16 protein-coding genes are annotated in these 19,054 nt (G+C 58.9%); 9 read left to right on the top strand and 7 right to left on the bottom strand.

Annotated features, from left to right (window positions below):
• The first annotated feature begins 88 nt into the window (after positions 1-88).
• From cysM to GYM47_RS10155, 8 genes are all read left to right on the top strand, one after another.
• Complete coding sequence (cysM, locus tag GYM47_RS10190) at positions 89-985, top strand: cysteine synthase CysM (RefSeq protein WP_139527290.1); 897 nt, start codon at positions 89-91, stop codon at positions 983-985.
• A complete protein-coding gene (gene rlmD, locus GYM47_RS10185) occupies positions 986-2,416 on the top strand; it encodes a 23S rRNA (uracil(1939)-C(5))-methyltransferase RlmD (protein WP_153843678.1) in 1,431 nt (476 codons plus the stop codon).
• A 70-nt stretch (positions 2,417-2,486) separates the two neighbouring features.
• Positions 2,487-4,763, top strand: coding sequence for a GTP diphosphokinase (gene relA / locus GYM47_RS10180; RefSeq protein ID WP_153843679.1), 2,277 nt, complete (start codon positions 2,487-2,489; stop codon positions 4,761-4,763).
• On the top strand, positions 4,763-5,590 hold the full coding sequence (gene mazG, locus GYM47_RS10175; protein WP_153843680.1) for a nucleoside triphosphate pyrophosphohydrolase: 828 nt from the start codon (positions 4,763-4,765) through the stop codon (positions 5,588-5,590). Before relA ends, mazG begins: the two co-directional genes overlap by 1 nt.
• Positions 5,591-5,632: 42 nt before the next feature.
• Positions 5,633-8,281: a phosphoenolpyruvate carboxylase gene (ppc, locus tag GYM47_RS10170; protein ID WP_153843681.1), complete on the top strand. Its 2,649-nt coding sequence runs from the start codon at positions 5,633-5,635 to the stop codon at positions 8,279-8,281.
• A gap of 76 nt (positions 8,282-8,357) precedes the next feature.
• Complete coding sequence (locus GYM47_RS10165) at positions 8,358-8,903, top strand: DUF924 family protein (RefSeq protein ID WP_139527295.1); 546 nt, start codon at positions 8,358-8,360, stop codon at positions 8,901-8,903.
• A 26-nt stretch (positions 8,904-8,929) separates the two neighbouring features.
• Positions 8,930-9,988, top strand: coding sequence for a 23S rRNA pseudouridine(2604) synthase RluF (gene rluF / locus GYM47_RS10160; RefSeq protein ID WP_153843682.1), 1,059 nt, complete (start codon positions 8,930-8,932; stop codon positions 9,986-9,988).
• 113 nt (positions 9,989-10,101) lie between these two features.
• Positions 10,102-10,413 carry a hypothetical protein gene (locus GYM47_RS10155; RefSeq protein WP_139527297.1) on the top strand — a complete coding sequence of 104 codons (312 nt, stop codon included), beginning with the start codon at positions 10,102-10,104 and terminating at the stop codon, positions 10,411-10,413.
• Between the two features lie 34 nt (positions 10,414-10,447).
• Here the strand turns inward: GYM47_RS10155 and GYM47_RS10150 are convergent, their stop codons facing one another.
• Genes GYM47_RS10150 through GYM47_RS10140 form a run of 3 tightly spaced genes read right to left on the bottom strand, consistent with a single transcriptional unit; the run spans position 10,448 to position 12,797 of the window.
• Entirely contained in the window at positions 10,448-11,116 is a 669-nt protein-coding gene (locus tag GYM47_RS10150) for an anthranilate synthase component II (RefSeq protein ID WP_153843683.1), read from the bottom strand.
• Positions 11,113-12,534 carry an anthranilate synthase component I family protein gene (locus GYM47_RS10145; RefSeq protein WP_153843684.1) on the bottom strand — a complete coding sequence of 474 codons (1,422 nt, stop codon included), beginning with the start codon at positions 12,532-12,534 and terminating at the stop codon, positions 11,113-11,115. The genes GYM47_RS10150 and GYM47_RS10145 overlap by 4 nt, the downstream gene beginning before the upstream one ends.
• A complete protein-coding gene (locus GYM47_RS10140) occupies positions 12,531-12,797 on the bottom strand; it encodes a Trp family transcriptional regulator (protein ID WP_153843685.1) in 267 nt (88 codons plus the stop codon). Before GYM47_RS10140 ends, GYM47_RS10145 begins: the two co-directional genes overlap by 4 nt.
• Before the next feature lie 92 nt (positions 12,798-12,889).
• On the opposite strand from GYM47_RS10140, the gene GYM47_RS10135 reads away from it, so the two are divergent.
• Positions 12,890-14,806 carry a monovalent cation:proton antiporter-2 (CPA2) family protein gene (locus tag GYM47_RS10135; protein WP_153843686.1) on the top strand — a complete coding sequence of 639 codons (1,917 nt, stop codon included), beginning with the start codon at positions 12,890-12,892 and terminating at the stop codon, positions 14,804-14,806.
• A gap of 15 nt (positions 14,807-14,821) precedes the next feature.
• On the opposite strand, the gene GYM47_RS10130 is transcribed toward GYM47_RS10135, so the two are convergent.
• From GYM47_RS10130 to GYM47_RS10115, 4 genes are all read right to left on the bottom strand, one after another.
• Positions 14,822-15,391 carry a hypothetical protein gene (locus tag GYM47_RS10130; RefSeq protein ID WP_139527302.1) on the bottom strand — a complete coding sequence of 190 codons (570 nt, stop codon included), beginning with the start codon at positions 15,389-15,391 and terminating at the stop codon, positions 14,822-14,824.
• Between the two features lie 44 nt (positions 15,392-15,435).
• Positions 15,436-16,266 carry a class I SAM-dependent methyltransferase gene (locus GYM47_RS10125; protein WP_153843687.1) on the bottom strand — a complete coding sequence of 277 codons (831 nt, stop codon included), beginning with the start codon at positions 16,264-16,266 and terminating at the stop codon, positions 15,436-15,438.
• 108 nt (positions 16,267-16,374) lie between these two features.
• A complete protein-coding gene (locus GYM47_RS10120; protein ID WP_139527304.1) occupies positions 16,375-18,084 on the bottom strand; it encodes an AMP-binding protein in 1,710 nt (569 codons plus the stop codon).
• A 58-nt stretch (positions 18,085-18,142) separates the two neighbouring features.
• Positions 18,143-19,054, bottom strand: a complete 912-nt coding sequence (locus tag GYM47_RS10115) for a hydroxymethylglutaryl-CoA lyase (protein ID WP_153843688.1) — start codon at positions 19,052-19,054, stop codon at positions 18,143-18,145.

Genomic DNA, 19,054 nt, shown 5'->3' with positions numbered 1-19,054 from the left:
AGAAGCTCGTCGAATCTGGAAGGTTGCCTGTCCACTCACAGGCAGCACCGATATAATGCAGCATAACGGTTACGATAAGGAGTGTCCGATGAATTATCCCACGCTCGAAGAGGTGGTGGGCAATACGCCCTTGGTGCGCCTTAAGCGCATCAGTGCTGGAAAGAACAACACGCTATTGGCCAAGCTGGAGGGGAATAACCCGGCCGGCTCGGTCAAGGACCGCCCGGCGCTTTCCATGCTCAGCGAAGCCGAAGCCCGCGGTGAGATCTCGCCGGGAGATACGCTCATCGAAGCGACCTCTGGAAATACCGGCATTGCACTTGCTATGGCAGCGGCCATCAAAGGGTACAACATGACGTTGGTCATGCCGGAAAACGCCTCCGCCGAGCGCAAGCAGGCCATGGCCGCTTACGGCGCCAAGCTGATCACGGCCAGTAAAGAGGGCGGTATGGAAGAAGCGCGGGACATCGCTGACGCCATGATCGCTCGGGGAGAAGGCAAACCACTGAACCAGTTTGCCAACCCGGATAACCCGCTGGCGCATTACCGTACCACCGGGCCGGAAGTGTGGCGGCAAACGGGCGGAGAGGTAACCCACTTCGTGAGTTCAATGGGAACCACCGGAACGATCATGGGCGTGTCGCGCTACCTGAAAGAGCAGAATAGTGCGATTCAAATCGTCGGTTTACAGCCCGCCGATGGGGCCAGTATTCCAGGCATCCGCCGCTGGCCACAGGAGTATCTGCCCGCCATATTCGAAGCGCCGCGGGTGGATATCACACTCGATATCAGTCAGCAGGAAGCCGAGACACACATGCGCCGTTTGGCCCGTGAAGAGGGCATTTTGGCGGGCGTGTCATCGGGTGGCAGCTTGGCAGGCGCCCTGCGTATTGCCGAGCAAACCGAAAATGCGGTCATCGTGTTCATTGTGTGTGACCGAGGCGATCGCTATCTCTCCACGGGCCTGTTCGCCCCGGAGGTATAGATGGCTATGTTGGGTAAGCGGCGGCCACCACGGCCCGCCTCGGGCCACTCTGGGTTGGCCCGCCAACCTTATAGCAACGGCGTGCCGACCAAGCAGCCTATCGGCATCGATGTCGGCGCGCCGCTGTCGATCGAGCGTTTGGCCCATGATGGGCGTGGCGTGGCCCATCACCCGGACGGTAAAACCGTGTTCGTCGATCGGGCGCTGCCTGGAGAGCAGGTCGAGGTGGCGGTACATGTCACGCGCAAGCGCTTCGACGAAGCGCACGTCAAAACGTTAGTAACCCGCTCTCCCCAGCGTGTAGAGCCGCCGTGCGCGCATTTCGGCCACTGTGGCGGATGTGATTTGCAGCACCTAGCGCTCGATGCACAGCGTGCCCATAAGCGTGAGGTCGTTAGTGAACTGATGGCCCGTCAAGGCGTGAGGCTATCGGCAGTGACGCCCATTAACGGGCAGTCCGAACACTATCGCCGACGGGCTCGTCTAGGCGTCAAGGTCGATGGTCAGGGTAACGTGCGCCTGGGATTTAGAGCAGCCAATAGCCATCGGTTGGTCGATATCGAACACTGCCATGTGTTGGTGCCGTCGCTACAGGCGCTACTAGACCCGTTAAAACAGCTGCTTATCGAGTTGGATGCACCGCGCTCCATCGGCCATATCGAATTGCTCTCGACCCCTAAGGCCACGGTAGTGCTGGTGCGACAGCTTAAAGAGCAGCCTCAAGATAGGGGGCGCTGGCAATCCTTTGCAGATCAACACCACGTGCGTTTTGGCATATGGCTGGGCCGGGAGTCACCCTCGCTGCACTGGTATGGTGAGGCACCTGCACTAGAAGAGCGCTATTCATTGAGCGCATTGGGCGTGACTGACTCACAGACCGCTGACGAACTGGTGCTGACGTTTGCCCCCGGCGATTTTTTACAAGTAAATGCCGAAGTCAACCAAAAGATGGTGGCGCAGGTGATAGCATGGTTGGCGCCTGGACAAGGAGGGCGGCTGCTCGACCTGTTTGCCGGGATAGGGAACTTCAGCCTGCCGATAGCCGCTGCAGGAGCCAGCGTGCATGCCGTAGAGGGAAGCGCCGCCATGGTCGAGCGCTTGAAAGCCAATGCGGAGCTGAATCGACTGGATGTGAGTGCCCAGCAGGCGGATCTCAATGAGTCGACGGCAGTCAAGGCGCTGCTTGATGAACACCCGGTCGATGCGGTGGTACTCGACCCGCCGCGCAGCGGTGCTGAAGCCGTATGCCAAGCGCTAGGGCGTCGAAAAGTAGCGAAAATTGCCTATGTTTCCTGCGATCCGGCTACGCTAGCCAGGGATGCGGCACACCTTGTGCATGCAGGTTATCGCGTCGAGCACGTCGCCGTCGCGGATATGTTTCTGCACACTGCCCACATGGAAACGCTGATGCTGTTTGAATACGCGGGCTAGTCTGCCCTTTGCAGCAAGCATTGGTGGCGGCGGTGTGGAGGCCGTCACCCAGAAAGGATGAGTGAACGTCATGGTGAAAGTGCGTGAAGACCAACCGCTGACAGAAAGCGGAAAGGTGGACATACAACAATGGTTAACGCGCCTTCAAGAAGATGTGCGCCTACGCGAACCCGAACGCTTATTGGAAGCCTGTGAGCTGGCCGAGCAGTTGGAGCGAGAAGCACCGCGTACGCATCGCGTGTGGCTATCGCCGGGCTCTAGCTTCCGTATGGGCCTCGAGATGGCGGATATCCTCGCCGATCTCAAACTCGATCAGGCCACGCTGGAAGCCGCCGTTCTCTACCGCGCCGTGCGGGAAGGGCTGTTGAGTTTAGAAGGTGTCAGCAAGCGCTTTGGAGAGGAGGTCGCCAAGCTGATCGACGGTGTGCTGCAAATGGCCGCCATCAGCTACCCATTGGCACCTAACCATGGCATGAGCCAGCACAACCAGCAGGAAAACCTGCGCAAAATGCTGGTGAACATGGTCGGTGACGTACGCGTTGCGCTGATCAAAATTGCCGAGCGTACCTGTGCGCTACGTCAAGTCAAAGATGCGCCCCGTGATAAATGCCTGCAAGTTGCGCGGGAAGTGGCCGATATCTATGCGCCGCTGGCTCACCGACTGGGCATTGGTCAGATCAAGTGGGAGCTTGAAGACCTGTCGTTCCGTTATCTACATGAAGAGGATTACAAGGCCATCGCCAAACTCTTGGCGGAAAAGCGCTTGGATCGCGACCGATACATTCACGACGTGGTGGAAACCCTTAAAGGCTTGATGGAGGCTCAGCATATTCACCGCTACGACGTGAGCGGGCGAGCTAAGCATATCTACTCCATTTGGCGCAAAATGAAGCGCAAGCGGATCGATTTTTCCCAGGTACACGACGTACGCGCCGTGCGTATTTTGGTGCCTGAAGTCACCGACTGCTACACCGTACTGGGTATCGTCCACTCTCGCTGGCACCATGTGCCCAACGAGTTCGACGACTATATCGCCAACCCCAAGAAAAACGGCTATCAATCGCTGCATACGGCCGTCATGGGGCCGGATAACAAGGTGCTGGAAATACAGATTCGCACCTTCTCCATGCACGATGAAGCCGAGCTGGGCGTGTGTGCCCACTGGCGCTATAAAGGCCACGACACCAACGCTAAAAGTCGCAGTTACGAGGATAAGATCGCTTGGCTGCGCCAAGTATTGGAGTGGCAGGACGAAGTGGGCGGATTTGGCGACCTGCGCGAAGGACTCTCCAGCGATGTTGCCCCAGACCGCATTTACGTGTTCACGCCAGATGGGCACGTCATCGACCTACCGCGCATCGCGACACCCATCGACTTTGCTTATCGGGTTCACACCGAGATTGGCCATCTTTGCCGGGGAGCCAAGGTCAATGGGCGTATCGTGCCTCTGACCTACAAACTCAAGACGGGCCAGCAGATCGAGATTTTGACCGCCACCAAAGGTGGCCCCAGCCGCGATTGGCTCAATCCCAGTCTTGGCTATGTACGCACGTCGCGAGCGCGTGCCAAGATTCAAGCGTGGTTCAAGCATCAGGCCCGTGACCAGAATTTGGACGAAGGGCGCACGCTCTTTGAGCGCGAAATGCGGCGTCTGGATGTGGAAGGGCTGGATCTGGCCAAGCTCGTCAAAGCCGTCAACTACCAAAATGCCGACGACATGTACGCGGCGTTGGGCGCGGGCGACCTACGTATCGGTCAAGTGCTGCATCAGGCGCAGCAACTGTTTGGTGAAACCGACGACCAAGAGCAGCTCGATCGCCTGCTAGCCAAACCCCGCCGCCAGCCCAGCAAGGCGACCCAAAGCGACATCACCGTGCTGGGCGTGGGCAACCTGAAAACCAGCATGGCCAACTGTTGCCGCCCTGTGCCCGGCGAGCCGATCGTCGGCTTCATTACCCAGGGGCGTGGCGTCACCGTGCACCGCCAGGACTGTCCCAACATTCTCCAATTGCGCATGGAAGAGCCCCAGCGCATTATCGAAGTGGAGTGGGGCGAGCGGGCACACACCCGCTACCCGGTGACCATCGAGATTCAAGCCTGGGACCGCTCCGGCCTGCTGCGCGATGTGACCGGTCTCTTGGGTAATGAAAAGGTCAATGTGCTAGCGGTCAACACGCTCACGGATACCGACGAGGGCATCGCCCGACTGCGGATTACCCTGGAAGTGGACGGGCTGGAGTCGCTCGGCAGACTCTTTTCACGTATCCAACAACTGCCCAATGTCACCGAAGTGCGCCGTTTGCGTAACGCCGATCCCGAGAAAAGTGCCCGTAAAGGAGGGGCCTGATGCGTCATACCCTGGAGGATTTGCTCACCCTAATGGCCGTGCTGCGCGATCGGGAGCAGGGCTGTCCATGGGACATCAAGCAGGATTGGGACAGCATCGTGCCCCACACGCTGGAAGAGGCTTACGAAGTGGCCGACGCCATCGAGCGTCGCGCCTTCGACGAACTGCCCGGCGAGCTCGGCGACCTGCTTTTTCAAGTGGTCTACTACGCCCAATTTGGCGCAGAAGAGCAGCGCTTCGATTTTCACGATATCGTCGATACGCTGACCGCCAAGATGCTGCGCCGTCATCCCCATGTGTTCCCAGACGGCACGCTGGCGTCACGCCGCCCGACCGGCGTGAGTGCCGATGAAGTAAAGACCCAGCAGGTGAATAGCCGCTGGGAAGCGCTCAAAGCCGACGAACGCGCCGAGCGTGCTACGCAACCTCCTTCGGTGCTGGACGATGTGCCCCGAACGCTGCCTGCGTTAAGCCGCGCCGCCAAGCTCTCGAAGCGGGCCGCCCGCGTAGGCTTTGATTGGCCGAATGCCGAGGGAGTACTGGCCAAAATTCGCGAGGAACTGGAGGAAGTCGAAGAGGCGCTGGCGGCGGGGGATCGACAGCACGCCCAGGAAGAGGTCGGCGACCTGCTGTTTGCCGTCACCAATTTGGCGCGCACGTTGGGTACCGATCCCGAACAGTGCTTGCGCCGTACCAATGCAAAATTCGAACGTCGCTTTCGCTTTGTCGAGCGCGCGCTTGCTGAATCAGAGCGCCCTCTGAACGAGGCCTCGCTGGATGAGATGGAAAGTCACTGGCAAGCCGCGAAAGCACAAGAACAACACTAATGTCACAACCTATCAACGCGACCCCGCAAGGAGGCCACGCCAATGAGTCATGATCTACACGAATCACTGCGCGATAACGTGCGTATTCTGGGGGACAGTCTTGGGCGTACCATCGCCGATGACTTAGGCCAGTCGTTTGTCGATAAGATTGAAACCATTCGTGCCCACGCCAAGCGCGGTCGCCAGGGCGACTCGCTTCAACAGCGCCAGCTCATCGAGTATTTGCGTCAGCTACCCGAGCGGGACCTGCTCCCGGTGACCCGCGCATTCAACCAGTTCTTGAATTTGGCCAATATCGCCGAGCAGCACTACCGGGCACGGTTCCGTCGGGTGGAGGATTACAAACCCGGTTCGCAGCCCGCGCTAGGGGAGCTCTTGGGGCGCGCTCAGCAGGCCGGTAACTCGCCCCGCAAGCTGGTGGAAACCCTGGCTAATATGCGTGTCGAGCTCGTACTGACCGCGCACCCCACCGAGGTCATCCGTCGTACGCTGATCCAAAAATACGATGCGATCGATGAGTGCTTGACTGCGATCGAAAGCTCCGAGGATTACCCCGAGCGCGGTGCCCGCGCCCAAGGCCGCTTGGAAGAGCTGATCAGCCAGGCGTGGCATACCGACGAGATTCGCCACGAACGCCCCACGCCGGTAGACGAAGCGAAGTGGGGCTTTGCCGTCATCGAGAACTCACTGTGGCAGGCCGTACCGGATTTTCATCGCGACCTGGATAACCTGCTGCTGGACACCGCAGGCGAACGCCTGCCGCTGGATGCCGCGCCGATCCGCTACGCTTCCTGGATGGGCGGCGACCGTGACGGCAATCCGAATGTCACCGCCAAAGTGACCCAGGAAGTGCTGCTGCTAGGCCGCTGGATGGCGGCGGACCTCTACTTGCGTGATTTGGAACAGCTCAAGACCGAGCTCTCCATGTGGAAAGCCAACAGCGCCCTCAAAGCCGAAGTGGGCGACGTGGCGGAGCCTTACCGCGAGCTTTTGAAACGGCTGCTCACCAAAATGGAGGCCACCCGCGACTGGGCGAAAGCGCAGCTCGATGGCCGTAACTATGACGGCGGGCCGATCATCGAGACCCGCGACCAGATTTATGCGCCGCTGCTGGCCTGCTATCGCTCGCTCTGCGACGTGGGGCTGGATACCATCGCCAACGGCGCGCTGTTGGATACACTGCGCCGCGTGGCCGTGTTCGGTGTAACGCTGACCAAGCTTGACCTTCGTCAGGAAGCCAGCCGCCACGCCCAAGTGATGGAAGAACTCACCAGTTCCCTGGGGCTAGGTCATTATCAGGAGTGGAGCGAAACCCAGCGCCAGGAGTTTTTACTAGCGGAGCTTGACTCCCGTCGTCCGCTGATCCCGCGTCGCTGGGAGTGTTCGGCGGAGTCCCGTGAGGTCATTGACACCTTCAAGGTGATCGCCCAGGAGCATGCAGAAGCGCTCGGCACCTACATTATCTCGATGGCCGCCGAACCATCCGATGTGCTCACCGTGGCGCTGCTGATGAAGGAAGTAGGGGGACAAGTCTCGTTGCCCATTGCACCGCTGTTCGAAACCTTGAACGACCTGGACCACGCGGGCGATGTGATCGACAAACTACTGGCATTGCCGGGCTATCGCGCGTTGGCTAAAGACCGCCAAGAGGTGATGATCGGCTACTCGGACTCCGCCAAAGATGCGGGGCAATTGGCCGCTGCCTGGGCGCAATACCGTGCCCAGGAAGCGCTGGTCAACGTGTGCGACAAGCACGGTGTTGATCTGACGCTGTTCCACGGCCGCGGCGGCACCGTGGGCCGCGGGGGCGGCCCGGCCCATGCGGCGATTCTCTCCCAGCCGCCGGGCTCCGTGAACGGCAGCCTGCGCGTGACCGAGCAGGGCGAGATGATTCGCTTTAAGTTCGGCCAGCCGGATATCGCCCTGCGCTCCATGGAAATTTATGCCTGTGCAGTGCTGGAAGCCACTCTGCTGCCACCTCCGGCACCCGAGCCGCACTGGCGCGAAGAGATGGATCAGCTGGCCAGTGTTGCTCATGCTGCTTACGTTGGCGTGGTTCGCGAAGATCCTGATTTCGTGCCCTATTTCCGTGCGGTGACGCCGGAGGGTGCGCTGGGCAGGCTGCCGCTTGGTTCGCGACCTACCAAGCGTCGCCAGGACGGCGGGGTGGAAACGCTGCGTGCCATCCCATGGATTTTCGCCTGGACACAGATCCGCCTAATGTTACCCGCTTGGTTGGGCAGCGGTGAGGCTTTTTCCCGACGCGTGGAGCAGCCCGGCGGCCGCGAAGTGTTGCAAGAAATGCGCACCCAATGGCCGTTCTTCGGCACTTATCTCGACATGTTGGAAATGCTGCTGGCCAAGGCTGATGTCGCCATTGCCGCTTACTACGAGCACCGCTTGGTGGACGAGCCCTCGCTGAAAGCGCTGGGCAAGAAACTCCGCGAACGCTTCGAACGTCTGGAAGATGTCGTGCTGGATATTCTGCAGCAGGAAAAACTGTTGGAGAACACGCCGCTGATCCGTCAAGCGATCGATGTACGCAACCCCTACATCGACCCGCTGCATGGCCTCCAAGCGGAGCTTTTGCAGCGTAACCGCGATGCCGATGGGGCGATTAGCCCAGATCTCTCCCGCGCACTGATGGTCACCATGGCTGGCATTGCGGCTGGCCTGCGTAACACGGGCTAAGCTAATAGCTGCCTACCTGCGCCGCTACCGCTAGGTGGCGGCGCTTTTCTTTACGTTCAGCGTTGGAGACAGGGACATGACTGTAGACGCTCAGGCTGTATTGGCCTTCTGGTTTCAGGAACTGACGCCCGCACAGTGGTTTAAAAAAGACGACAACATGGATCGCCAGATAGCCGAACGATTCAGCGACGTGCTGGCGCGGGCGGCTGCATGCGAGTGTTTCGAGTGGCGTCGCACGGCTCAGGGTCGGCTAGCGGAGATCATCGTGCTGGATCAGTTCTCACGCAACATTTACCGCAACGAGGCGCGAGCCTTTGCCAACGACGCGCTTGCGCTTGGGCTTGCCCAGGAAGCAGTGGCCAATGGGGCTGACCAGACACTCTCGGCGGTGGAGCGCAGTTTTCTCTATATGCCCTATATGCACAGCGAGTCGGCGGCGATTCACACGGTGGCTCTGCAGTTGTTCGATCAGGCGGGGCTTGAAAACAACCTGGATTTCGAAAAACGTCACAAGGCCATCATTGACCGCTTTGGGCGCTACCCGCATCGCAATGCACTGTTGGGTAGACCCTCTACCCCAGAAGAGATCGAATTTCTCCAGCAGCCCGGCTCCTCTTTTTAACGTTTATTTAAGCTACATGGCGTTTTATGTCGTTACGAACATCGATCCGTATCAATAAATACATCAGCGAAAGTGGCCTCTGCTCCCGCCGCGAAGCCGACCGCTTTGTCGAGCAGGGCAATGTGTGGATCAACGGACGCCGCGCCACCACCGGTGATCAAGTGGTCCCAGGAGACCGGGTAAAGGTCAATGGCCAGGAGATCGAGCCGCAAGAGGAAGAGGACCTCGTTCTCATCGCCTTGAACAAACCGGTGGGTATCGTGAGCACCACGGAGTCGGCAGAAAAGGACAACATCGTTGATTTCGTGAAGCACGGCACACGCATTTTTCCGATCGGCCGCTTGGATAAAGATTCTCAAGGGCTGATTTTTCTCACCAACAACGGCGACTTGGTCAATAAGATCCTGCGCGCTAACAACAACCACGAAAAAGAGTACGTGGTAACGGTGAATAAGCCGATCACCGATGAGTTCATTACGGGTATGCAGGGCGGCGTACCGATTCTGGGGCAGATGACCAAAAAGTGTCGAGTGGTCAAAGAGTCCACGTTCGTTTTCAATATCACGCTAGTGCAGGGCCTCAACCGACAAATTCGCCGAATGTGCGAATACTTTGGCTATGAGGTGACGCAGTTGGTACGCACCCGCATCATGAACGTGTCGCTGAAAGGGCTGGCGCTGGGGGATTGGCGTGATTTGACGCCTAAAGAGATCGAGACGATCCTCGCCCTCACCGAAACCTCAGCCGTCGCGCCGGAGAAGAAAGCGTCCGAGAAGAAAAAGCCAGCCAGGCCCAACTACAGCGGCGGTAGGAGTAGCACGAAGGAGAAAAAGCCGGTGTCCAAGCGCGCTTCCTCCGGTGCCAAGGCGGGTAACAAAACACGTAAAGACGCCAAGGCCAAAGGGGCCGTGCCCGGTAAACCGAGTGCCAAAGGAAAACCCGCTGGCAAACCAGCTGCGAAAGGTAAGGGTAGGCCCGGCGGTAATCCGGTGGCGAAGGGGGTGGGTAAGGGCTCAGTGAAGGGTGGTCGCCCAAGCGGTAAGCCTGCCGGTGGCAAGCCACCCCGCGCACGGGGAAAGCGTTAATCGCCCCGCGTTGGCTTGCTAAAAGCTAAAGTTGTCCGCGCGGCTTGCGGGCGTTTGCATAGAGCCACTACGTTGAAGAGTGCCCGGATCAGGAATACGAAGAGGACGCTAGGATGGCAGACGATACTTTGAAAGACGCAAAAATAGTCGATCACCACGGCTTGTTAGTTGGGCAGGTGGTCAACATTAGTGAGCGCCAAAATGCCGAGATACGTACACCCTACGGACGCCACTTTTGGGTGAAACCAGAGTCGTTGGCCAAGAGCCAGGGGCAGTGGTGCTTATTGAAGGATTTCAAGGCATATACGGCGGATAACACGGAAACGGTGTGGTCGGAGAGCGACCTGGACGCCGCCGCCGATGACACCTTTCCCGCCAGCGACCCGCCCTCCTTCACGCTGGGCGATGAGGGCAAAGGCCGCTAAAGGGCAGGCACCTGCAGATACAAGGCGGAATTCGTCAGTAGTGGTCAGAAAATAGAAAGTTGGCAATTAACTCTTTGCCGCCTTCGGTGGCAAACGACTCTGGGTGAAACTGAATGCCGTGAATGGGGTAGTCGCGGTGCTTCACGCCCATCAGCTCGAATTCACCCGCCGACTGCCAATGGCTTCGCTCGGCAAACTGCGCGGCGGTCAGCTCACCCACCGTGGCAGTGACTTCCAGGCACTCCGGCAGCGTTGCCGCATCGGCAATCAGCGAGTGGTAACGCATCACCTCGAGCTGGTCAGGCACGCCTTTGAACACCGAGCGATTATTGTGATGGATGGGGCTGATTTTGCCGTGCATCGGCAGCGGTGCTTTGATTACTTTGCCGCCAAACACATGAACGATGCCCTGCATGCCCAAACAGACGCCCAGTAGTGGCGTCGTTTTGCCCAGCTTTTCGATGACTTCGGCGCATACGCCAAAATAGCGAGGGTCATCCGGTGAGCCGGGGCCAGGCGAGATAATGATGCGATCCGGCGCCATGGCTTCAATCGCTTTAAAATCAATCTGGTTATTGCGCTTCACCACGATCTCGAAGTGAGGCAGCTCGCCGCGATTCTTTTCAGTCGTCAGAATCTCACCAATGAACTGGTAGAGGTTATAGGTGAAGGAGTCGTAGTTATCGATGATCAGCACCTTCATGCGGGGCTCTCCGTTTCCGTATCCATAAAGGGGGCCAAGGCCTTGCGGGTGCCGGCAAATTTGCGACGAATCTCCTCGTATTCATCGTCGGCGTTGCTGTCATACACGTTGCCGCCGCAGGTTTGCACGTAGGCGTGCTCGCCGTTGACGAACACCGTGCGAATGGGGATCGCAAAGGTGCAGTCGCCGTTGAAGGAGAACTGGCCCACCGCGCCGCCGTAGGGGCCGCGCCCGTCGGTTTCCAGGTCGTCGATGATTTTCATCGCCTCGATTTTTGGCGCACCGGTGAGCGTGCCTGCCGGGAAGTTGCTGGCCAGCGCGGTAAACATATCTTCGCTCTCGGCAATGATGCCGACGATCTCGCTCGAAATGTGCTGTACGTGGCTGAAGCGCTTGATATCCATCAGGCTGCGCACTTTGACCGTACCAAACTGCGCCACTCGGCCAATATCGTTGCGGTGCAGGTCCACGATCATATTGTGCTCGGCGATCTCTTTGGGGTCGTTGAGCAGCGCGCGGGCAAGCTGGGTATCCTCCTGGGGCGTTTGGCCACGCAGGGTGGTGCCCGCCAGCGGGAACGTCTCCATCTCGCCCTGGCGCAGGCGGAACAGCAGTTCGGGGCTCGCGCCAATCAGCTTCTGCTCGTCAAACTTCACGTAATACATCTGCGGTGAGGGGTTGATGGTGCGTAACTGGTCATACAGTGCTAGCGTATCGCCCTGAATCCGAAAGCGTTTCTTGAAGCCCACTTCGCACTGGAAAACCTTGCCGTCGATGATGTCCTGCTTCACCTTGGCCACGGCCTTGGCGTGCTCGGCCTTGCTCATGGTGTCGCCCAGCGCGGTAATGCGCAGCGGGCCTGCTGGCTCGTCGTCGGCGTCGATCAGCGTCTGCAGAAACGCGTAACGGCTATTGTCGTAGTAGAAGTAAGTGACTTCTCCGGTCATCTTGTCGAGAATCAGGCCGTCTTTGTACAGCCCAAAGCGGAACGTATCGAAGTCGTCGCTGGCTTTTAGCGTCAGCGACGGCTCGAAGTACTGCATGGCGTCGTAGCCTAGGTAGCCGCTCAACCCTCCCGCGTATTTACGAGAAATGATGTTTTGCGGAATGAGACTGCGCAGTAGTTCGTAGGGGTTGTCGCTGGGGTAGTGGTTGGCATCGCCGTCGCGGCTTTCGATGGTCAGTGTGTTGCCATTGGCATAGAGCGTGTACTCGGGGTCGAAGCCAATGATCGAGTGGCGCGCCATGTGGCTATCTTCGCCCAGCGACTCCAGCATGTAGCAGGTATCGAAGCGCCGCTCGATTTTCTGAAACAGGGCAAAGAAGTCGCAGTCTGCCGCCAGCGTGACGTAGTGGGGTTTACGTGGCAGTGTGAACGGCTGTGGGCCTGCCGCAGCGCCCGTATCGGTGGTGCTCATAGGTGTTCATTCCGTGAAGAGGCTAACATCGTCAGCGCGCGTGATCCGCGTGACACGGTCGAAATACCCACGCCCAGGGTTTCAGCGATTTTGCGATGGGGCACGCCTTCCCGCAGCAGCTTAAAAATCTGTAGGCGTTTGCTGATTTCTTGGTACTCTGCTGGCGTTAGCAGGCTGGCTAGCGCTTCGTCCATGGCGTCGGGCGTGTCGATCGCAAGCAGGTGGCGCACCAAGTCAGCTTGAAACGTATCGTGTAAGGACATCATGACACCGAGTGGTTACTCATGTACTAGCGTACTAGTACGTTAACCGATTGCTCAGGGAAGTCAAGTCGCAGCAACGTTAAGGAATCGTCATGACCGGCTATTTTATTCAAGCATTCATCTATTTAGTGGCGGCGGTGATTGCCGTGCCGCTGGCCAAGCGGTTCGGGCTCGGCTCGGTGTTGGGCTATTTGGTGGCTGGGGTGGTGATTGGCCCGGTGCTCGGGCTGGTCGGCCAGGAGACCACTACCATTCAGCACTTTGCCGAATTCGGCGTGGTCATGATGCTGTTTTTAGTCGGTATGGAGCTAGATCCAAAAGGCTTATGGGCCATGCGGGTGCGCCTTCTAGGCCTGGGCGGTTTGCAGGTGGTGCTGACCGCAGCGGCAGGCGCTGCGATTGCCTGGTGGCTTGGGCTCGTTTGGCAAACCGCGTTAGCCGTGGGGCTGATTTTTGCGCTTTCCTCCACCGCCATCGTGCTGCAAACCCTGAGTGAGAAGGGCCTTTCCAAAACCGAGGGCGGCCGCAGCGCCTTTTCGGTGCTGCTGTTCCAGGACATTGCCGTCATTCCCATGCTGGCGCTCATCCCCTTGCTGGCGCTGCCCGAATTGATGGGCGCCCCCGGCGACGACCACGGACATGCGGGACTAAGCCTAGTGGCGCATTTGCCCGCCTGGGCGCATGCTCTCGTAGTCGTCGCCGCCATTGGCGGTGTGATTGTCGGCGGTTACTACTTGGGGCCGCTGCTGTTTCGCTACGTGATTGGGTCCGGACTGCGGGAAGTGTTTACCGCCTCGGCGTTGATGCTGGTGATTGGTATTGCTGCCTTAATGAGCCTGGTAAACCTATCGCCTGCTTTGGGGGCGTTTCTGGCCGGTATCGTTCTGGCCAATAGCGAGTTCAAGCACGAAATTGAAGCCAACATCGAGCCGTTCAAAGGGCTGCTGCTGGGGCTTTTCTTCATTACCGTGGGCGCAGGGATTAACTTTGACGTGCTGGCGGCGGAGTGGATCACGGTGCTGGGGCTTGGGTTAGCGGTCATCGTCGTGAAAGCGGCCATACTGCTGGCGCTGGCGCTGCTGTTCAAAGTACGCGGCAGCAACGGCTGGCTGTTCACGTTGAGTCTTGCTCAGGCGGGGGAATTCGGCTTCGTGCTGCTGACCTACAGCGTGCAGAACAGCGTGATTCCGGTAGCGCTCTCTCAGGTGCTCTCGCTGGTGGTGGCGCTGTCGATGTTCTTAACGCCGCTGCTGTTTATCGCCTATGACCGCTTGGTGCTGCCGCGCTATCAAACCGCCAAAAATGACCCCCGGGAGGCCGACACCATCGAAGAGCAGGCGCCGGTCATCGTGGCGGGCGTGGGGCGCTTTGGGCAGATCATCTGCCGTCTGCTGCGGGCCAATAACATTCCCATCGTGGCGCTGGATCATGAAATCGAGCAGATCGAGAACCTGCGCAATATCCGTATCAAGAGCTACTTTGGCGATGCAAGCCGCTCGGATCTGCTGGAAACCGCCGGTATCGAGTACGCGCGCTTGCTGGTGGTTGCCATCGACGACCGTGAGCGTGCAGTGGGTATCGTCAAGCACGTCAAACAGTTCTACCCCAATGTATGGGTGCTGGCCCGCGCCTTCGACCGGGGCCACGGCTACCAGCTACGCGAGGCCGGAGCCGACGACGTGATCAGCGAAACCTACCACTCGGCGCTGGAGCTCGGCGGTCATGCGCTTACTGCCATGGGTGTTCACCCCATGCGCTCCAAACAGATGACCTGGGCGTTCGTGCAAAACGAAGATGCCCATGCCGACGAACTGTTCGAAGCCTGGAAAGAGATCGACGAAGGCATCAGCTTCAGCCCGCGCTATGGCGAACTCTTCATGAAGCTGGAAGAAGCGTTGAATTCAGCGATGCATCAGGAGTGGCAGCCGCCGCAACAGGAGGAAGTGCCGGTGTGGACGGCCCCCGCTCAGAACCGCGAGCAGTCAGGGGCCCCGACGAGAAATGCCTAGGTAGGGTAATGTCGTTTAAAACGGTAGATGCAGCGATGCGCTAAGCATATTGAGGTGGCTGAGCGAGGGGGCATCGATACGCTCGTACTCCAAACGGCTGATGAGACGGTTAACGGTCATGGTGGCACCAAACCCTTGCAGTAGGGCAGTGCCGCCCTCTTCCTCGATGGGCTGGTCGGTGTCGCCGCGCCACTCGGTGAGGCCCGATTTGGCGTAAATGCTGAAAGCACCCATACGAATGCCGGCGACGATGGCGCCACCCAGGCTTAACGTATCCATGATGACCGGATTGGCACTGGAGGCGAGAGGGACTTCATCGCTTTCGCGGTAGGCGATTTCAGCGCCAATGTCTAGCTGGGGAAGCTGCCAGGGGCTGAAGCCAGCGGTGAGCCGAAAACCAGAGGTGTAGCTGTCCAAACTGCTGAGATCGCTGCCTTCCAACACCACGCCGTTATCGAGGCGCATCCATTCGCTATTGGGGGCTGCATAGGAGAGAGCAGGAGCGTCATCATCGGCCAAGGTGGCTTCTAGGGGTAGGAGCATGCCGAACAGACTCAAGAGCAGGGTGCTTGCCAAGCGGTTCATTGGCGTTCCTCTTGTCCTTTCTCGTTGACGTTATCCCTAACAGCCTAGCAACGGGCGCTGATTTCCACCACGTTAATTGCGCCGTTGGCCAAATTTTCTAGCAAATTTTTTCCCATCTGCACAAACCTCTCACCGAACACCCACTGCGGCGAAAGCACAGCGGCATGCGCTGCCTGCTCTTTTTGCCGCTGGCGCTGGCGCCATTCAAGTGCCGTGTCGCTCCAGTCTTCGCAGTGTCGAATATCGAAGCCCGCCGTTTGCAGTCGCTGTGTCAATGCCGCCAACGTCAGCAAATGCGAGTGTGTCGGCTCTTCTGCCCAGGGCACCGGAAAACGCAGTGCCTCGCAGTGAGGGCCGCTGACCACCTCATGCATCACCAGCTGCCCGCCGGGGCGCAGCACGCGGCGACACTCGGCCAGCACGCGGTGGGGGGCAGGCATGTTCATCAGACTGTGTTGAAACAGCACCGCATCGAAGCAGGCATCCCTAAACGGCAGCGCGCGGGCATCGCCCGTCACACAGCGCAGCGTGCCTGCTGATGAAAGGGGAGCCGGCGGTTTGGCGGCTAATTGGCTGATAGCGTCGTTAAGGGCGCTGAAGCGGTGGGTAATATCCAGTCCAGTGATATGTAAGCCCAGCGCGGCACCTTGGCGCATTAACCCTCCCAGCCCGGCACCCATATCCAACACCTGTGAGGCGCTATGATCGAGAAGGCCCAATAGCCGGGCAGACGCCGCGATACCACCAACATGCAGCTGATCCAGCGGGGCGAGCTGATGCAGGGTGGGGCCATCGGGGTAGTGGGCGCGCAGTTGGGTGAGAATATCCTGGTCGCGCAGCCCTTGGTGATAATGGTCAGCTAGGGAATTGGGCATGGGACGTCTCGAGTTGGGTCGACGACTGATGAGCAGAGTTGCCTAAACGGGGCTTTCGTCATCTCTGTCGAAAGCCCCGCGCTCAGGGTAGCTGGGTGGGATCGCCTGCTACTTTTCATCGAGTCCCAGTTCTTTGATCGAAATTTCGCGCATCTTGAATTTCTGTATTTTGCCGGTGACGGTCATTGGAAACTCATCGACAAATTTGAAGTAGCGCGGGATCTTGAAGTGAGTGATTTTACCTTTGCAGTAGTCGCGTAACTCTTCACCAGTAATCTCGCCCGCGGTGGCGTTGAGTTTCACCCAGGCGATTAGCTCTTCGCCGTACTTTTTGTCCGGCACGCCGGTGACCTGCACTTCTGAAATGGCTGGGTGTGCGTACAAGAACTCCTCGATCTCTTTCGGGTAGACGTTCTCGCCGCCGCGAATCACCATGTCTTTGATGCGCCCAACGATCTGGATGTAGCCCTCGTTATCCATGGTGGCCAAGTCGCCGGTGTGCATCCAGCCCGCTTCATCGATGGCCTCGGCAGTGGCTTTGTCATTGTTCCAATACTTCAGCATCACGCTATAGCCCCGGGTACATAGCTCACCGATTTCTCCGCGAGGCAGAATGCCGCCGTTGCCGGGGTCGACGATCTTGCTCTCCAGGTGGGGCTGGGTGCGGCCCACGGTGGAAACACGTTTGTCGATGGTGTCGTTAGCGCCGGTTTGCGTAGAGACCGGGCTGGTTTCGGTCATGCCGTAGGCGATTTGCACGCCCTTCATGTTCATCTTGTTGATGACCTGCTTCATGATCTCCGCCGGGCAAATGGAACCCGCCATGATGCCGGTGCGCAGCGTCGAAAAATCGGTGCTAGCGAAATCCGGGTGTTCGAGCTCGGCGATGAACATAGTGGGCACGCCGTAGAGCGCGGTGGCTTTCTGCTCGTGAACGGCGTTCAGCACTTTACCCGGGTCGAAGCCTTCATCGGGATAGATCATCGCGGCGCCGTGGGTCATGCAGCCCAGGTTACCCATCACCATGCCGAAACAGTGATAGAGCGGTACTGGAATCACCAAGCGGTCTTCGCTGGTGAAACCCATGCTCTCCGCCACGAAAAAGCCGTTGTTGAGAATGTTGTGGTGCGAAAGCGTAGCGCCTTTGGGGAAGCCGGTGGTGCCTGAGGTGTACTGGATATTGATTGGGTCATCGAACTGCAACGTGGCCTGCAGGTCGTCTACGTCGGTTTGGCTCACGTTGTCGGCTTCGGCAATGAAGTCTGACCAGCGCCACATACCGCTGTGCTTGTCGGCACTCAGGTTGATGATGCACTCCAGTTGCGGCAGTGTCTGCGACTGAAGCTGGCCTTCGGCGCAGCTGCTTAGCTCGGGCGCTAGCTCGAACAGCATCGAGGTGTAATCGGACGTTTTGAACCGGTGGGCGGTGACTAAAAAGCGCGCGCCAGACTGATTGAGCGCGTACTCCAGCTCATGGGTGCGGTACGAGGGATTGATGTTGACCAGGATCGCACCGATTTTGGCGGTAGCGAACTGGGTCAGCGTCCACTCACTACAGTTGGGGGCCCAAATTCCCACGCGGTCGCCTTTTTTGACACCCAGTGCCAGCAGCGCACGCGCACAGCGGTTCACTTCCTGCTGTAGCTCGCGGTAGCTCCAGTGTATGTTTTGGTGTAGCGCAATCAGCGCGTCATTATCGGGATATTGAGCGGCAATTTGGTCGAACTTGTCGCCAATGGTCATGCCCAGAAGCGGCTTGTCAGCCGTGCTGCTGGTGTAGCTGGGCAAACGGCTAGAAGCGGGTGCAGGTGATACCATGATCGATCTCTCCGATATGTTTTTCTTGTCTGAACGGGAAGTGATGCGTTTCTAATTATTAGGGAGTGCGTGAGCTGCCCAGCGCCAGCGCAACTTTGGCGCTGGGCTGGCGCCCCAACTGCCGCGTGATCCAATCGCCGGTGTCGATCACCGCCTGAAGATCGATCCCCGTCTCGATGCCTAATCCTTCGAGTAAGTAGAGGACGTCTTCGGTGGCCACGTTGCCCGACGCTCCCTTGGCGTAGGGGCAGCCGCCCAAGCCCGCCGTAGCGGCATCGATGACGCTGACGCCTTCTTCCATCACGGCATACAGGTTGGCGATGGCCATCCCGTAGGTATCGTGGAAGTGGGCGGCCAGCTTCTCGATCGGTACCTGCTGGCGGGTCGCGTCGATCATTCGCTTGGCGGCCAGCGGCGTGCCTACGCCTATCGTATCGCCCAGCGAAATCTCGTAGCAGCCCATCTCATAAAGCGCGTTGGCCACTTCCGCGACTTTTTCGGGGGCGATGTGCCCCTCATAAGGACAGCCCAGCACGCAGGAGACGTAGCCGCGCACGCGAATGCCTGCCTCGTTGGCGCGGGCAAGCACCGGTTCGAAGCGCGCTAAAGAGTCGGCAATCGAGCAGTTGATGTTCTTCTGTGAGAACGCTTCCGACGCGGCGCCGAACACCGCGACTTCCTCGACGCCTACCGCCAGGGCGCTCTCGAGCCCTTTGAGGTTAGGCGTTAGCGCCGAATACACCACGCCGGACTGGCGCTGGATACCGTGCATGACCTCGGTGGCATCGCCCATTTGCGGTACCCACTTGGGCGACACGAAACTGGCCGCTTCAATATGACGAATGCCCGCCTTCGCCAGCCGCTCGATCAGCTCGATTTTGGTGCCGGTGGGCACCAGGGTGCCCGGTTCGTTTTGCAGCCCGTCGCGGGGGGACATTTCGAATAGCTTGATAGACGTAGGCAGTGTCAT

Source organism: Vreelandella piezotolerans (assembly GCF_012427705.1).
GTDB lineage: Bacteria > Pseudomonadota > Gammaproteobacteria > Pseudomonadales > Halomonadaceae > Vreelandella > Vreelandella piezotolerans.
Note: the sequence above shows the minus strand (reverse complement) of the source record. Positions and strands in the feature narration are given on the sequence as shown.

Bases quoted from the DNA above. Each gene is read 5' to 3' on its own strand.
- cysM (WP_139527290.1), top strand. From the start codon at position 89: ATGAATTATCCCACGCTCGAAGAGGTGGTGGGCAATACGCCCTTGGTG.
- rlmD (WP_153843678.1), top strand. From the start codon at position 986: ATGGCTATGTTGGGTAAGCGGCGGCCACCACGGCCCGCCTCGGGCCAC.
- relA (WP_153843679.1), top strand. From the start codon at position 2,487: ATGGTGAAAGTGCGTGAAGACCAACCGCTGACAGAAAGCGGAAAGGTG.
- mazG (WP_153843680.1), top strand. From the start codon at position 4,763: ATGCGTCATACCCTGGAGGATTTGCTCACCCTAATGGCCGTGCTGCGC.
- ppc (WP_153843681.1), top strand. From the start codon at position 5,633: ATGAGTCATGATCTACACGAATCACTGCGCGATAACGTGCGTATTCTG.
- GYM47_RS10165 (WP_139527295.1), top strand. From the start codon at position 8,358: ATGACTGTAGACGCTCAGGCTGTATTGGCCTTCTGGTTTCAGGAACTG.
- rluF (WP_153843682.1), top strand. From the start codon at position 8,930: ATGTCGTTACGAACATCGATCCGTATCAATAAATACATCAGCGAAAGT.
- GYM47_RS10155 (WP_139527297.1), top strand. From the start codon at position 10,102: ATGGCAGACGATACTTTGAAAGACGCAAAAATAGTCGATCACCACGGC.
- GYM47_RS10150 (WP_153843683.1), bottom strand. From the start codon at position 11,116: ATGAAGGTGCTGATCATCGATAACTACGACTCCTTCACCTATAACCTC.
- GYM47_RS10145 (WP_153843684.1), bottom strand. From the start codon at position 12,534: ATGAGCACCACCGATACGGGCGCTGCGGCAGGCCCACAGCCGTTCACA.
- GYM47_RS10140 (WP_153843685.1), bottom strand. From the start codon at position 12,797: ATGTCCTTACACGATACGTTTCAAGCTGACTTGGTGCGCCACCTGCTT.
- GYM47_RS10135 (WP_153843686.1), top strand. From the start codon at position 12,890: ATGACCGGCTATTTTATTCAAGCATTCATCTATTTAGTGGCGGCGGTG.
- GYM47_RS10130 (WP_139527302.1), bottom strand. From the start codon at position 15,391: ATGAACCGCTTGGCAAGCACCCTGCTCTTGAGTCTGTTCGGCATGCTC.
- GYM47_RS10125 (WP_153843687.1), bottom strand. From the start codon at position 16,266: ATGCCCAATTCCCTAGCTGACCATTATCACCAAGGGCTGCGCGACCAG.
- GYM47_RS10120 (WP_139527304.1), bottom strand. From the start codon at position 18,084: ATGGTATCACCTGCACCCGCTTCTAGCCGTTTGCCCAGCTACACCAGC.
- GYM47_RS10115 (WP_153843688.1), bottom strand. From the start codon at position 19,054: ATGACACTGCCTACGTCTATCAAGCTATTCGAAATGTCCCCCCGCGAC.